The organism is Pseudomonas sp. NPDC087614, assembly GCF_044743485.1.
In the GTDB taxonomy this organism is placed as follows: domain Bacteria; phylum Pseudomonadota; class Gammaproteobacteria; order Pseudomonadales; family Pseudomonadaceae; genus Aquipseudomonas; species Aquipseudomonas baetica_A.
The window spans coordinates 27,244-41,318 of record NZ_JBIUWN010000006.1; the positions used below are offsets into that span (position 1 = coordinate 27,244).

Here is a 14,075-nt window from a genome sequence, read left to right on the forward strand (position 1 = left end):
TAGAATTTCCGTGCCAGTTACTCAAGGACGATATCCATGCCCGATAACTCTGAAGCGCACATCGCCACAGCAGATGCTCTCACATTACTACTGTACAACCAGCACGCCATATGTGCGGCCATCGAAGAGGTAACTAAGTGGCTCTCTGAGAATGGAGTAGGGGATGTCGCTGATCACGCAATAGCGAACATGGAAACGCTGGACGCGAATGCCCGAGGCATCACTGACGCCATCACGCGACTTCGGCAGTTATAGATGTTATACAGCGCCCAGCGAAATCTGCCCGAGAGCCGATAAGCGCCTTGCGTAGCAGGCTTCAAGCCACAAGCCCACTTACAAGCTATGAAACAGCCGGGCTAAAACAGCCCGCCGAAAGCAGCCGGCTCCCAGTTCATGATCACCAACTCTCCGCTTAACTCGGCTTTGCCTTGGCGCTGATTGGTATTGCTGTAGCGAATGTCCAGCATTTCAAAATGAAAGCCTTCGAACACACGGCGGATGTCCGAGTGATCATTGATGCTGACCATCACCTTGCCTTTGCAGCGGCGCATGAAGTCGGCCATCCGCTCGTAGTTTTCGAACGGGAAGTCCACGCCATAGCCGGCGGTCTGCCAGTAAGGCGGGTCCATGTAGTGGAAAGTGTGAGCACGGTCGTAACGTTCAGCGCATTCAAGCCAAGGGAGATTTTCAACGTAGGTGCCGGACAGGCGCTGCCACGCGGCCGAGAGGTTTTCTTCGATGCGCAGCAGGTTGATGGCCGGGGCAGTGGTCGCCGTACCGAACGTCTGGCCGGAGACCTTGCCAGCGAAGGCATGGTGCTGCAGGTAGAAGAATCGGGCGGCGCGTTGGATGTCGGTGAGGGTTTCGGGGCGGGTCATCTTCTGCCATTCGAACACCTGTCGGGAGCTGAGCGCCCATTTGAACTGGCGCACGAATTCTTCGAGGTGGTTCTGCACGACGCGGTAAAGCGTGACCAGGTCGCCGTTGATGTCGTTGAGGACTTCGACGGGCGATGGCTGAGGCTTCATGAAGTACAGCGCGGCACCGCCGGCAAAGACTTCAACGTAGCATTCGTGTGGCGGAAAAAGCGGAATGAGGCGGTCGGCCAGGCGGCGTTTGCCGCCCATCCAAGGGATGATGGGTGTAGACATTGATAGCAAGACCTTTACTGTATGGATAAACAGGTGCTAGGCTCGCCGCGCTTTGTGCACGGAGCAAGAGCCTCGGCTGGACTTGCAGGGACCATCTGCAGGGACAGCGGTTGATCCGGATGTTGACGCATCCGGATCAGCCGCTCTTTTTCACTTCGGTGTTGAGACTTCTTTGGCGTATGCCTGACACGCCGCGAGGGCAATCAGCCCCCGGTCGCCGTCATCGGTGACGCTGATAATTCGTTGAGCATGCGCTGGGTCAAGTTCGGCTCTTGTGGGGCCATGAACCACGCCGCCGGTGGCGGTGGGAGCTGACATTGATCCGTTGCCGGCGTCGGTGGTGGCGTCGAGTAGGACTGACAGGCGCAGATCAGCAGTGGCAAGACGGTCGCGCAGGCGACCTTGATCACGTTGGGCATCACTCAAGGCTCGGTAATGGGTTTGTTCACTGGTTGCCAGGCGCTGCTCGAGCGCGAGGCGCTTGTTCTGCTCGGCACGCTGTTGCTCGGACGTGGCTTGGGCCAACCGATTGAAGGTTTCGGTGTGCAAGCGACTCTGTTCGGCGAGCTGGCTGCCATAACGCCAGTCCTGCACTCGCCAGGTGATGGCGGCAGAACCACCGACCAAGACGACCAGCAGCACGCCTTTTGCCAGTAGCCGATACGGTGCCGGAATCAGTTCGCCGAAACGCATAGCACCGCCCTCGCCCGCCCCCACAACTCCAGCCGATCCTGCAGGCCATTGAGGCCACCGTTGATCCTGCGGGTGATCGTGTTGAATTCGTTTTGATCGGCCAGCGCGTTCAGCCCATTCACCGACCAGAACCACGCGGCCGACTCGGCAGCCCACTGCGGCAACTCCAGCAGCTCAGGGGTGCGCAGCAATCGCTCGTCGCCGAACAGTGCCAAGCTGCAGCGCAGGTAATTGTCATGGCCAGTAACCTGGATCAGCCCGCGACCGCGATAGCGCTGGCCATCGCCATCCGCTGCCGGGGTGTTGCCCAGTTTCGCGGCCAGATTGCCGGTGTCGTATTTGCTGAGGTACTGATCGCCGCCCAGTTCCCGCACGTACTGCAGTTGACCCGACTCATGACCGAGTTGAGCCAAAAACGCGGCTTGGCGTTTCGGCGTGTTGATCTGCCGATGCGCCATGGCTGTGTTTAGGGCGGATACAAAAACGCCCGCTTGGCGGCGGGCGTTCGGCATGATGCGTTGTAGCTGTTGTTCCGTGACAGTCATAAACACTCCAGACATAAAAAAGCCGCACTCAGGCAGCATTGGGATACGCTACAGCTTCTCGACGCTCACGACCTTGAGCGGTGCGTTGTCAGTCTTTTTCTTACCCTTGGGCTTGGATTTGCCTTGCTTGCCGGCATTGCACTCAACCGTGGTCGACCAGCCGGATTGGGTAAACACCTGCTCAACCGAATCGGCGAGGTACTCGCCATCAAGCCCGACCTTGAAGCCCTGGGCGAGAATGGACCGCTCGGCAAAAATGTCCGTGCGCCCAGGCATCTCAAACCGCACGTCGGCGGTCGAGCGGTTGAACGCCGCCAGACGCGCTTTCGCGGCCGCTTGGGCAGCGGTCTTATTCGGGTAGATATGCCGGTCGGTATGCACCGCCGGCAGGCCATCCGGCGCGTCGTCGTTATCGATGGTGACGATGGCCAGCTTTCCGTCTTTCTTGTCCTGGTGCTTGGTCGCAACCGCCTTGTGCGAGCAGCGATCGCCGAGACTGAATTGCCAGCGGCTGAGGTCGCTGCGCGTCAGCGTGACCGCGCCGAAAGCCTTGCCGCTTGCGGATTGTCCGCCTTGACGTGGCATTACCAACAGCTTGCCATCGGCCACCTTGGCCGTGCAGTCGTATTGCTTGGCCAGCCGGGTGATGAAATTAAAATCGGACTCATTGAGTTGATCCACTCGCGCCACTTTGGTCGACACCGGGCACACCGGCTGCCAGCCATTGCGCGCGGCAATGTCGGCCACGATCTTCGACAGCGGCACGTCCTCCCAGCTTCCGCTACGGATGGTCTTGCCGCTGCCACGCATGTCGCTGGCCTTGCCTTTGATCACGATCGTATCCGGCGGCCCCGACACTTCGACGGTGTCCACCGTGTAACGTCCCATGCGGGCTAAAGCGGTTTCGGCATAGCCTAAATAGACCTCGATCGAACTGCCCCGCCGAGGCAACTGCACTTGTCCATCCCGGTCATCAATACGCAACTCAAACTCGTCGGACTCCATGCCGGGCTTGTCCGAGGTGCGCAGCAGCAACAGCCGATCGTTGATCTTGGCCGTGACGTCGGCACCATCGGCGACGATTCGAAACATCGGGGTCATGGATTTTGTCCAAAAAAAAGCCCGCACAAGGCGGGTCAGAGAAGAATGCACCGTTACGCGTAACGCAAGGGCTCGCCGGCGGCGGACTCGTCCAGGATCAAGCCCACAGGCTGATCCCTTCGTCGGTCGGACTAGGAAGATCCGGCAGCACGATCAATACACCGCCCCGGTAGGGCTGAGGCTCGTCGGCCAGCCCCTGATTGGCATCCAGTACCGCCTCGGTGCTGCCATTGAGATGGCCATAGAAGTTATGGCAAATGACATCGAGCATATCCCCATCAAACGTTCTGCATGTCGTCGCCATAGCGCACAAACTCCAGCGTGAACCCTTGTTTACGGGGAATGCCGCCGTGCAGCAACGCGCCCTGCTCTTCGTTGATGTTCTTCAGGCACCACGTCCCGATCACTTCGCCATACCCCGTGGTCAAGGTCAGCGGCTGAAGCCTGGCCCCGATCGAGCGCAACGTGTCGAGTTGCTTCAGTCCACCTTTGAAGCCCGGGTAGATCGTGCCCTTGAGTGTCAATTTCTCTTCACCCATGCCCACGGCCTGCTGCGCCGGCCGACGCGTCAAGCGCTCCTGCGAGGCCCAGCGGAATTCGGTCGAGCGGGTCAGCTCATCGAATGCCGCCGTGTCCAGGTTGAAATAGTAGGGCTGAAGTTTCGGATCACGCGGCTGGATGATCAGCAAGTGCGGGAACGGCTTCACCGCCTCAGGCGCCGGAGTAGCATCCACGGCAAAGGCACTGGTCGGCACGATGTTGGCCAACGCCGGGCTGACCTTGCCGGCAAGCTTGTTGATCGTCGTCGCCACCTTGCCCGCCTGCGCCTTGAGCGTGCCTAACCGCTCCTGCACCTCGGCCACCGCGCGGGTCGCCCGGCCATACACCGCCATCACCTGCCCGACCTTGGCTTGCGCGGCGTCGACGCTGCGCATGACCCGCTGAAGTTTGGCGCCGATCGCTGGCCCCACAAACGGAATATTTTCCAGCTCCGACGCGGCGCCGGTCAGCTCACTGATGGCGCCGTTGACCGGCGTTAACACCCCCTCGGCACTGCGGCGGCCCGTTTCTGCCGCTTCCGTCAAATACTTAAGGCTTGATTGCATCTGCTCCATGTAAGCCATAAAGCCTCCTTACACATGAGGTTCGTCGTACAGCTTGGCGGCGTTCTGTTTCGCCGCGTCCGCCATCATTCGTTGCATGTGCGGCATCAGATCCTGAGCCATGCGCTGCGGGTCTTTGACGTCACCCTGCACCGTGATCGGCATACTCAGCGAATACTGAAACTGCTGATCCACCTTGGCCGGCACAGGCTTCTCCGGCTCTTTGGGCTGAATCGCCAGCGCCGCCGACTTGAGCGGCTCAGTGACCGCCATCGAGCGCGCGGCATCCCCCAGCACCGGGCCTTGCTGCGCCGCTGACGCCATCATGAGCGGCGTGGTCGGCACGGGCGCCTTTGGCTTTTCCTCAGGCTTTTCATCCTCGCCACCGAACAGCGTTTTCCCCAGGGATCCGCCCAGCGCGGCACCACCCTGACTGCCGAGGTAGGCACCAATCAAACCGCCGATCGCCGTACCAATGACCGGCACCACCGAACCGATGGCCGCCCCCGCCGCTGCACCGGCCATGGTGCCCGCCAGATTGCCAGCCGCTGCGCCGTAACCCTCGGCCTTTTCGTCCTTGGTCTCGGCGTTCTGAAACGTATCAAAGGCCATGGCGCCGGCTTCCAGCATCGAGCCGCCCGGGATCACCTTGGCGATTTTTCCGACCTTGCCGACGGCCTGCACAACACTGCCCAGCTTGGCCATCGCGCCGGCCGGAACCGGTGGCACCGGAGGGATCGGCGGACGGCGCAAGGGCGGCAGCGACGACCCAGGACGAGGCAACCGCCCCCGACGCGGGGCACTGCGCCGCGAGCCACGCCCACGTCCACGCCGGCGCGACTCGCCCGGGCCATCCGCACCACCGCCACCACCACCCATGGCGCTGGCATTGACGACAAAAACCTTCTTTACGCCGTCATCACCGCCACCTTCGGCGCCATCGTCATCGAGGCCAGATGCCGCATCCTTTGCCAGCGAAACCACTTTGAGGCCAGTCGATACCAAGTCGAACTGTCCGGGCTTTTTATCGCCACCCTCTCCCCCCTCGCCTTCATCCTCGCCATCCACTGGCGTGCCCTTCATGGCCGCAACCGCCTTCAGACCGGTTTCCACCAGCGACAAAGCCTTGCCGGCCTTGCCTTTGGGCTCATCGTCCTTGTCATCACCATCGCCGGCGCCGTCCTTGGCGTTGGTCACAAAGACCTTCTGCACTTCGCCGGACTTGCCGCCGCCCAGCGTCCCACGCGCTAGATTGAACAGGCCTTTACCGATCTTGAACGAGCTGAAAAGGCCTTTCAGAGCGATCAAGCCACCACCGACCGCCACGATGCCCGTCACCACCCCGGGCGAGCTGTCAGACAGTGCGGTGATGCCCTTGGTGACTTTGGTCAGCGTCTCGGCGACGGTGTCGGTCACCGGACGCAGCGCGTCTCCCACGCTGCGCATGGCGTCATCCATCGACTGCGCCATCTCGGCCCACTTCTGCGAAGACGACTCGCGCCGCTCGGCAAGGTTTTTATCGAGGATGCCCGTTGCATCGCGTGAATCATTTTTAAGCTGGCTATACAGCGCCTTGTTCTGCATGTAGGCCGACAGTGCGGCCTTGACTTGCATGTCCGCGAACAGGTCGCCAGTGCGCAAAGATTCCTCCAGCGAGGCCATCATGGCCTTGGCTTTCTCAGGATCGGATTCCTTGCTGATCTTCGCCGTCGCCTCGGCCATCGCTGCTGCACGCTTCGGGTCAGTGGCCTGAATGTATTTCTGAGCCAATGACATGCTGGTTTCCAGCGTGGACAGGCCGTTTTGCAAGCCCGTCTGCATCGACCCCTTGTAGTCGATACCAGCCTTTTTGTATGCCTGGACGGTGTCGTTTGAACCGATTTTCCCCATCCAGTTTTTCAGGTTGTTGGCCGCTTCGTCCGAACTGCCGGCCTGTTTCATCTGCACTTGCAACATGGCGCCCAATTGCGTCACCGCGTCCATACCGGTGATGCCCAGCTTGCCCATGTTGGCCAGTAGTTCAGGGAACCACTTGGCCATATCGGACGCCTCAAAGCTGCCCGCCTGCCCTTGATAGGCAATCGCCTCAAGCGCTTGCTGCATCTCTTTGGCATCGGTGATCTTGGCGTTTTGGCCCAGGGCGTTGATCATCTGTGCGGTGTCGACACCGCTGGAGCCCTGCCCGACGGCAAACTTGGCCGCGACGGGCGCATATTCCAGCGCCTTGCTCAGATCCATACCGGCGCCGACCAACTGGTTCACAATGTCGGCCACGTCGTTGCGCGCCATGCCGGTATCGCGCGAAGTGTCGATGATCTTGCGCGACACCTCTTGCTCTTGCGGCTTGTTGGCAATGCCGGCCTTGATCGCAATGTCACGCACGATCGCGCCAAAGTCGGCGCTAACCTTCGTTGGCACTGCCAGCGCGCCCACGCCCACCACCGCCGCACCGACCGCGCCCTTCATGCCCTTTACGCCAGAATCAATCTGCTGATGACCCTTGGCTTTCAGCTCGGCCTTGTTGGCCGTCTGCCCCATCGAGCGATAGGCTTTTTCCAGCCGGCCGACCTCGATCCCCTGCTTTTTCAAGCTGTCGAGGTTCGAGTTCAAACGATTGAGTAATTTGGACGCACCAGCCGCGCCGGTGTCGTGAGCCTTTTTCCATTCTTCGCGCAGGCGGATGGTGTCGCCAATCGTGCGCTGCAGCACCCGCGCTTTGTTGCCTTCTGCCTCGAGGCGCTTGATGCGCCCGGTCACGTCCTTGAACGCGGCGCCGACCGTGGAACTTACGGCACCGCCGATCACCAGCCCGAGGGCGAGTTTGTTTGCCATGTCATGGCCCTCATGTGCCCAGCACTACCGGTGGCGGCTCAATCCGTGAGCCACCACACCATATCGGCGAACGGCATCGACTGGATCTCAGCGGCGGAAAATCCGGTTTCCGCCGCCAGACGTTTCGCCGCCGACTTGATCACGCTGGGGTTAAAGCCCGTCGTCGTTGTCCATGCGAAAATAGCCGGCCTGCAAGCGGTTAAAATCCACCAGCTTGAGCCCCTCCAGATCCGCTACCGACGCGCCGGACAACGCAGCAAACAACACCAGCTCGCGCTGCTCATCGTCGCCACCCACCTCACGGTTGGCCGCCCGCACGTCGCCCACGGTCGGCGAACGCAAAGCCAGCTTGTCGACCGTCACGCCGTTGATCTCACTCGGACACGACAGCGTTACCAGCACCTGATCGGTGGTCAGCGACAACCACGCCGGCATCGAGTCCGAATAATCGGTTTTCGGTACCAGGTGCGAATAGGCCGTCTGCACGCGGCGATAGTCCGTCAGCTTGAGCCCCTCCAGATCCTTGATCCCGATTTCAGCAAGACCAGCGAACAGCATCAATTCGCGCTGTTCTTCGTCGCCCTTGGATGCACGGTCAGCCGCGCGCACCTCACGCACGGCCGGCGCGCGCAAGGCCAGCGTTTCGACCTCGACACCGTTGACAGCGCTTGGGCGCGAGAGGGTCACGACAGCACCGGTTGCGCTGAGCGACAGCCAGACCGGCAGGGTTTTATCAGTGGCTTGAGTCATGTGTTCTATTCCTTTAGAGGCCGAGTGCGGCGCGCACTTCCGCCAGTTGGTCTTTGCCGTCGATCACTTGAATGCCGGCGACCATGTCGATCTCGTACATCAGGCGCCCGTCGATTTCGAGCTTGTAGTAAGTGACCGCAATGGCGTGTTTGATTTCGGCCGCATCACCGGCCTTCCAGTCGCCCAGGTCGACCTCTTTGAGGCGCCCGCGCAAGGTGGCCACCACCGCCGTGGTCGCGCCCTTCAAGCCTTTAAAGGCACCTCGGAACGTGGCGTTGAACGCCGTACCATCGGACAAGCCGAAGTATTTCAGCGACTCGCGGCGCACACCCTTGGTGACAAAGGACGCTTCCATTTTTTCAAGCCCCTGATCCATCTCGACGGGGCCGGCCATGCCACCACCGCGATACTCGTCCGTCTTGGTGGTCAGCTTGGGCAGGGTCAGGCTTGGCACGTCGCCGGAGAAGTTCACGCCGTCAACGAACAGGTTGGTGTTAAACAAAGTCTGAGGAATCATTTACTAAGCCCCCTTAGGCTGCTTCAAGCACTTCGGTCATCCATTGATCGGTGACTTCGAAAAGGAAATTCGGGTTTTCTGCCGGCGGCACGTCGGTGAAACGGATACGCCAAAACACCTTGCCCTGAGCGATCTGGCTCGCCGTGTTCAGTTCGGTGTCCGGGAACACTTCAAAGTTGATGATAGCGCCCTGGGCTTTCAGGTCGCCCATGAACGCGTTGAGGCCATTGGTCACGTCGCTGACGTAGGTCTTGGTGATCGAGCGATCAACCGCCCACTTGTGCCCGGCCTGCACCGCATCCATGAGAATGAACAACGTGCGCACGCGGGTGACGAACGCCCATTTCGGGTCGCTCGACAGCGTGCGGTTGCCCCACAGGCGATAACCGTCATCGCGAATGATCGTGGTGATATTCGCGTTATTGAGCAGGTTTGCCCGGCAAGTCTCGTCGCCGTCCAGGTACTCGACCGCGCGGCCGGTGCCGGTGATGCCAGTCAATTCCTTGTTCGACGGCGAGGCCCAGAAACCGTATTCGGCATCCGTCCAGGCAAACAGACCCGCCGCCCAAGCCGAGCCGGGCGCGTCGACTGTCGAGCTGGTGACGGTGTCCCAATACTTCACACCCGGGTCGACCATGTACAGGTTGCGACTGCCGAAGTTATCGGCGTAGGCCATGGCGGCCTCATCGGTCGTACCCGGGCCGTCGATGATGCCAATCGCGCGCAGCTTCTGCGCCACGCTGTCGATGGCCGTGGCCACCGCCTGAGTTGCCGTATGACCCGGTGCGATCAGCAGCCGCGGCTGTGCGTTGAACAAACTTTTGCCGTCAATCAACGCCTGCAAGCCGGTACGCTGACCCGAGGCCAGGACGCCGCCGATGATCGCCGAGGTTTGCAGCGCGGCGTCTTCCAGCTTGGGCACGCCAATGGCGACGATCACCGCCTTGGCTTTGACATAGATCGCCTGACAGGCCTTGGTGATCGCGGAGTCAGGGCCAAAGGCGGCAATGGCTTCGCGCTCGGTGGTGATCAATTTCAACTCACCGGCCAGGGCGGTGCCGCCGCCGAGAACGCCAGGGGTGAAGGTGTCGCACAGACCAATGATCGAGGACGACGGCAGCGAGATGGTGCGCGCCCCGGTCTTGATTTCGGTGGTCGTAACGCCGTGAAAGAAACTCATAAAGTCCAATCTCCAGAAACGAAAAAGCCCCGCATCCGCGAGGCTGTGAGGGTGTTGGTGTTACGCGTAACGGAAAAGAAAACGCCCCAGTCAGTGCGGGGCGTTATTTGAGTTGACCGGCCAGCCAGAGGGGCGCTGGTGGACGGTGATCAATCAACGGAAACTCTCCAGCTTCCGGCCAGTTTCGAAGCGCTCTGCGGTACTCCTGAAGCTCGGCATACTGCTCGGCCGTTAGCGTGGTTGCCACACCCTCCTCAACCTCGTCACGATGGCGCGTCACCACGCCATCAGTTTCAGACAAGCGCTGATCGCGCCAAGTGCGCTCGACAGCGGCCAGTTCGTCGTCACTCGTCGGCAAGGAGTCAACCAGCATCGGCGAGCCATCATCACCCCACACAATAATCTTCCCCACCTCCTGCCCCGCCAACAGCTCGCGATGACGCTTATCAGATATTTCAACAATATCCTCAGGAAGAGAGGCGTAAACCGCCGAGTTGTAAAACCCATAAAAGACACCGTCTTTCTTTGCAGCAAACATACCTTCCCCTTAATAACCAATGACTAGGTACTGTACGTTTTCCGACTTCCCGACCGCCGTATTCCCCGCGAAGCAGTTAACGCCTAACGAGTTCACCGCCGCAGCGCCGACAGTAGCTACAGAGTTCGTTCCAGATGCGGAAACGAAGGCCTTTAACACTGCACTTGGAAAGATCATCGGCAGCGCCACGCTTGAAGTTCCGCCGGCAGAGGTAGTTGTGGTGCCCCACTGGAGAATCAAGCCGCCCAGCCAGCTTGGAAGCACCACATAACCAGAGTTACTTTTAAGGAACTGGAAGCCCCAACGCAGCTTTTTCGGAGTCACGATCGAGGCGTCATCCACTCCGGTATCGGTCAGCGCCTGCGTAGCGATCTTGGCCGTACCGAGCTTGATTTCCGTGGCCTGAGTCGCCAAAGCGGCGAGCGCCGCAATGTCGATGTTTCCCTGATTGATCGGCGCGTTCCAGGCTTTAATGCACCACATCACTGCCAAGTTTCGCGGGCGCGCCTCGGCTCCACCGCTTGAACTGGTGTTACCGCTGGTGGCGCCACCAACGAAAATGCCCGTGCCTCCAGACAAGGTGTCTTGGCGGCCAGACGAGCCACTCACGGAGTTGTTGTTGTGCACATGGGCCTTGTTGTCGTCAGCCTGCCAGCTACCAATCGCTCGCCCCGCATCCACGCCGCGCCCATGATCCCAGCCACGCAGAAACTCGCCGCGAGTCTCAGGCAACCGGAAATTGCCCGCTCCCTCGTCGCCCTTGTTGAACGCCGTGCCGAGGAATGCCGCCAAATCGGGATAGACAGCAATGCTTTTGACACTGCCGTCCAACTCCAGAAACCCGGGCGCAACCTTATCCACCGGAAACGCCACCGTGGCCCCCACTGGCAGCGCTGAAGCCTGCGCAATCATCGCCTCAACCTCGGCCTTGGTGTAGCTGTCCTTAATGCCCATCTTGGCCAGCGTGTCCGGGTTGTCACCCTCCACCACAATTCCGCGATCGTTGACCTTGACCCGCGTGTATTCGCCGGGCGTTTTGTTCTTCGGCAGCACTTCCAGAATGGCCGCGTCGACGTAGGCTCGCGAGGCCAGAACAATCGCCGGGTCGATCTTGAGCTGAATGTTGCCGGTGCTGGTGACAATGAAGTTCATCCGCACAATCTGTGTGCGGCCCGAGCCTTGCGACAGCAGCGGCTTGAAGCTCGGCGCGCAGTTGGCCACTGCCACCAGATCCCCGTCCGCATCGTACAGGCCGATTTCGCGGATCCACTTACCGCCCTCATCGGCCGGAATGATCTGCTCGGCAATGATCACTGCCGGGTTGACCGGGTCGATCTTCAGTTGGTTGAGTGGCTTACGCCGCCACTCGTTGATTAGCTTGGATTGCGTCGGAGACGGAACCGGGTTGGCCGGGTTTTCCACACCGGCCGGGTTGGCATCGCCTACGCCCATTTGCGTGATCAGCCAGGGAATGCCGAGCGCGTCGGCGTTGGCCTGCTTGGCCATCCCCACGTTCGTGAGGATCGCGAAAAACTGCGAATTCGCATCAATCATAATAAACGTCCAGGGTGTCTATGGTGTGTTCGCGACCGACCACGCCAAAGCTGCCGGCGACCTCAATGTCACGCATGACGGGTGGGTAAACGTCGATTTCGTCGCCCTCAAAGAGGGACACGGCAATATTCAGATTGCCTTGCGTTTCCAGGCTGATCGCCAGCCCGGTCAGGTGCCGCGTGACGGGTTTGGCGTCGTCTATCAGGCGCTCTAGCTCCTGATACATTTCCTCGGTGATACCGGTGTCGAGAACGCCGACCTTCAGCGCGAAAGTGCCCGGCACGCCTTCGGGCACGGTCTGGAACCACTCGACAATCTCAATGAGATAGCCCAGCGGCTCGACCACCCGGCGCAGCGCGCCGATCGTGCCCTTGTGCTTGTGGATGTAGAAAGACGCTTTGATGGCTGCGCGCTTGGTCGCTTCAGACCACCGATAATCCCAGCGATCGACCGACCACGCCCACGCCAAATGCGGCAGCAGATGCACCGGGCAGGTATCGGCGTTGTAAAGATCGCGCAGCGGGACAATTGTTTTTTCGAAGAACGCGGCCTCCATGGCCCGTTCCAGTTGCGTGCTATTGATCGGCAGTAGGCTCTTCATGTCAGCCCGCCATCGTCACGGTGTAATCCATGCAGTACGCCGCCTGCTCCTTGGTCGGGGCCAAGTCGACCCAGCCGGGCAACTCAACCCGGGAAACGCCGGCAACGTGCAATTGAGCATCGATCGCCGAACGGGCCACCTCAACCCCCAGCCGCTTGCGTGGATTGATCCACGCCGCCAAGCGAGCTTTGGCTTCGGCCAAACTGGCATCCATCTCGGGGCCAGCGCCGGCCATGTGCAGAATGGCTTCAATGCGGTAATCAATGATTTCCGCACTTTTTACCGTGACGCGATCGCCAACCGGCCGCACATCGTCATCATTCAGCGCCGTCCGCACCGTCGCCAGCAACTCAGGACTGGCCACGCCGCGCCCCTCCCCCTCAGAACTCAGCACCGTTACCGTAACGTAACAAGGCGCCGGACTTTCGGCCGACGCGTCCGCCACCAACCCGGAGGCGTTGCGCGCGTGCAGGATGTAGCTGTTACGCGGGCCGGCCGTGGTCAGCCCTTCATAGGCCAACTGGATGCGCTCGCGAAACGGATCATCTTCCTCCTTGACCTCAGGCACCGGCGGCACCGCTTGCAGATCCGCCGCCTGAATAACCAGGCGTTTCAGATTGACGTTTGCCCCCAAGTGATCGAGGTCACTGCCAATCGCGTGTGCCAGCAACAGAGCCTTAGCGCCATCATTGACCCGGGCGCGGTTGCCGACCTTGATATAGGCACCGACCTCGATCACCTTCACCACTGGATCGCTTTCAAGGGCGGCCGTCCAGTTGTCGCCCATGTAACCGCGAAAGACCCCTAGCCCATCCTGATAAGTCTCTTCGAAGTCCAACGGCTCCAGCACAGTCGGAGCCGGCAGCGACGACAAATCCACGATACTCATACGGCCACCTCCAGCGTGACGCTGTCGCCTTGGTACCGCCCGGCGATTTTCAGATTGATTTGCCCGCCGATGACCGAAACGACGCTCACCTGATCCAGCTTCAAACGCGGCTCCCAGCGACCCAGCGCGCGGGCGACTTCAGCCTGCACGGCGCTGATCCAACCCTTGTTAACGGGCAGGTCGATAAACCGCCGCACCTTGCTACCGTATTCGGGCCGGTGCCGCCGGCTACCCAGCGGCGTGCTCAGAATGTCAGGGATGGATTGCCGCAGATGCTCGATGCCGGAAATGGGCTGGCCGGTGTGGCGATCCATTCCGATCATCTAAGTCACTCCAGCGGTTCAAGTTCGGGATGCGTCTTCAGGAAGCTGACAGCCTGTTCATCGGACGCCGACACCTCGACCGTGTGCTTGGCCACCGCCAAGGTGCGATCCGTTCCAGGGATGCACAGGGTGCGCGAGGTATAGAGCTTGTCGCGAAACTTCAGCAGCAGATCGGGCGTTCGCGGTTGAACGGTAACGGGCTGACGAATCGTCGACGGTAATTGCTCTTCGACCGACTGATCATTGATCTTGGCCATTCGTTTTTCTCCAGGCACAAAAAACCCGCACGCGGCGGGCT

The 14,075-nt window shown here is 60.5% G+C and carries 17 protein-coding genes; 1 reads left to right on the plus strand and 16 read right to left on the minus strand.

Annotated elements, in window-relative coordinates; all coding sequences use genetic code 11:
• The first annotated feature begins 36 nt into the window (after positions 1-36).
• On the plus strand, positions 37-255 hold the full coding sequence (locus ACIOWA_RS03675) for a hypothetical protein (RefSeq protein ID WP_401158257.1): 219 nt from the start codon (positions 37-39) through the stop codon (positions 253-255).
• A gap of 101 nt (positions 256-356) precedes the next feature.
• Here ACIOWA_RS03675 and ACIOWA_RS03680 read toward each other — a convergent pair whose 3' ends face one another.
• The 16 genes from ACIOWA_RS03680 to ACIOWA_RS03755 all read right to left on the minus strand — a co-directional run bounded on the left by ACIOWA_RS03680 (position 357) and on the right by ACIOWA_RS03755 (position 14,034).
• Positions 357-1,151, minus strand: coding sequence for a DNA adenine methylase (locus ACIOWA_RS03680; RefSeq protein WP_401158259.1), 795 nt, complete (start codon positions 1,149-1,151; stop codon positions 357-359).
• Between the two features lie 150 nt (positions 1,152-1,301).
• Entirely contained in the window at positions 1,302-1,844 is a 543-nt protein-coding gene (locus ACIOWA_RS03685; protein ID WP_401158261.1) for a lysis protein, read from the minus strand.
• Positions 1,826-2,389, minus strand: a complete 564-nt coding sequence (locus ACIOWA_RS03690) for a glycoside hydrolase family 19 protein (RefSeq protein ID WP_401158263.1) — start codon at positions 2,387-2,389, stop codon at positions 1,826-1,828. The genes ACIOWA_RS03685 and ACIOWA_RS03690 overlap by 19 nt, the downstream gene beginning before the upstream one ends.
• A gap of 48 nt (positions 2,390-2,437) precedes the next feature.
• On the minus strand, positions 2,438-3,490 hold the full coding sequence (locus tag ACIOWA_RS03695; RefSeq protein ID WP_401158265.1) for a phage late control D family protein: 1,053 nt from the start codon (positions 3,488-3,490) through the stop codon (positions 2,438-2,440).
• 97 nt (positions 3,491-3,587) lie between these two features.
• Positions 3,588-3,794: a tail protein X gene (locus tag ACIOWA_RS03700; protein WP_401158267.1), complete on the minus strand. Its 207-nt coding sequence runs from the start codon at positions 3,792-3,794 to the stop codon at positions 3,588-3,590.
• Positions 3,769-4,614, minus strand: coding sequence for a phage tail protein (locus tag ACIOWA_RS03705; protein WP_401158269.1), 846 nt, complete (start codon positions 4,612-4,614; stop codon positions 3,769-3,771). Before ACIOWA_RS03705 ends, ACIOWA_RS03700 begins: the two co-directional genes overlap by 26 nt.
• Before the next feature lie 9 nt (positions 4,615-4,623).
• Complete coding sequence (locus ACIOWA_RS03710; RefSeq protein WP_401158271.1) at positions 4,624-7,425, minus strand: phage tail tape measure protein; 2,802 nt, start codon at positions 7,423-7,425, stop codon at positions 4,624-4,626.
• Positions 7,426-7,575: 150 nt separating this feature from the next.
• Entirely contained in the window at positions 7,576-8,175 is a 600-nt protein-coding gene (locus ACIOWA_RS03715; RefSeq protein WP_401158274.1) for a phage tail assembly protein, read from the minus strand.
• A 13-nt stretch (positions 8,176-8,188) separates the two neighbouring features.
• Positions 8,189-8,692 carry a phage major tail tube protein gene (locus tag ACIOWA_RS03720; protein ID WP_339433081.1) on the minus strand — a complete coding sequence of 168 codons (504 nt, stop codon included), beginning with the start codon at positions 8,690-8,692 and terminating at the stop codon, positions 8,189-8,191.
• Between the two features lie 13 nt (positions 8,693-8,705).
• Entirely contained in the window at positions 8,706-9,872 is a 1,167-nt protein-coding gene (locus ACIOWA_RS03725; RefSeq protein ID WP_401158276.1) for a phage tail sheath subtilisin-like domain-containing protein, read from the minus strand.
• A 103-nt stretch (positions 9,873-9,975) separates the two neighbouring features.
• Entirely contained in the window at positions 9,976-10,410 is a 435-nt protein-coding gene (locus ACIOWA_RS03730; RefSeq protein ID WP_401158278.1) for a tail fiber assembly protein, read from the minus strand.
• Positions 10,411-10,419: 9 nt separating this feature from the next.
• Positions 10,420-11,964, minus strand: coding sequence for a phage tail protein (locus ACIOWA_RS03735; RefSeq protein ID WP_401158280.1), 1,545 nt, complete (start codon positions 11,962-11,964; stop codon positions 10,420-10,422).
• Positions 11,957-12,565 (minus strand): phage tail protein I, encoded by a 609-nt coding sequence (locus tag ACIOWA_RS03740; protein ID WP_401158282.1) that lies wholly within the window; start codon positions 12,563-12,565, stop codon positions 11,957-11,959. Before ACIOWA_RS03740 ends, ACIOWA_RS03735 begins: the two co-directional genes overlap by 8 nt.
• 1 nt (position 12,566) lies before the next feature.
• A complete protein-coding gene (locus ACIOWA_RS03745; protein ID WP_401158284.1) occupies positions 12,567-13,454 on the minus strand; it encodes a baseplate J/gp47 family protein in 888 nt (295 codons plus the stop codon).
• The gene (locus tag ACIOWA_RS03750) at positions 13,451-13,777 is read right to left on the minus strand and encodes a GPW/gp25 family protein (protein ID WP_401158286.1); all 327 of its coding nucleotides are present in this window, start codon (positions 13,775-13,777) and stop codon (positions 13,451-13,453) included. The genes ACIOWA_RS03745 and ACIOWA_RS03750 overlap by 4 nt, the downstream gene beginning before the upstream one ends.
• 5 nt (positions 13,778-13,782) lie before the next feature.
• Complete coding sequence (locus ACIOWA_RS03755) at positions 13,783-14,034, minus strand: hypothetical protein (protein ID WP_339433074.1); 252 nt, start codon at positions 14,032-14,034, stop codon at positions 13,783-13,785.
• Positions 14,035-14,075: the final 41 nt, after the last annotated feature.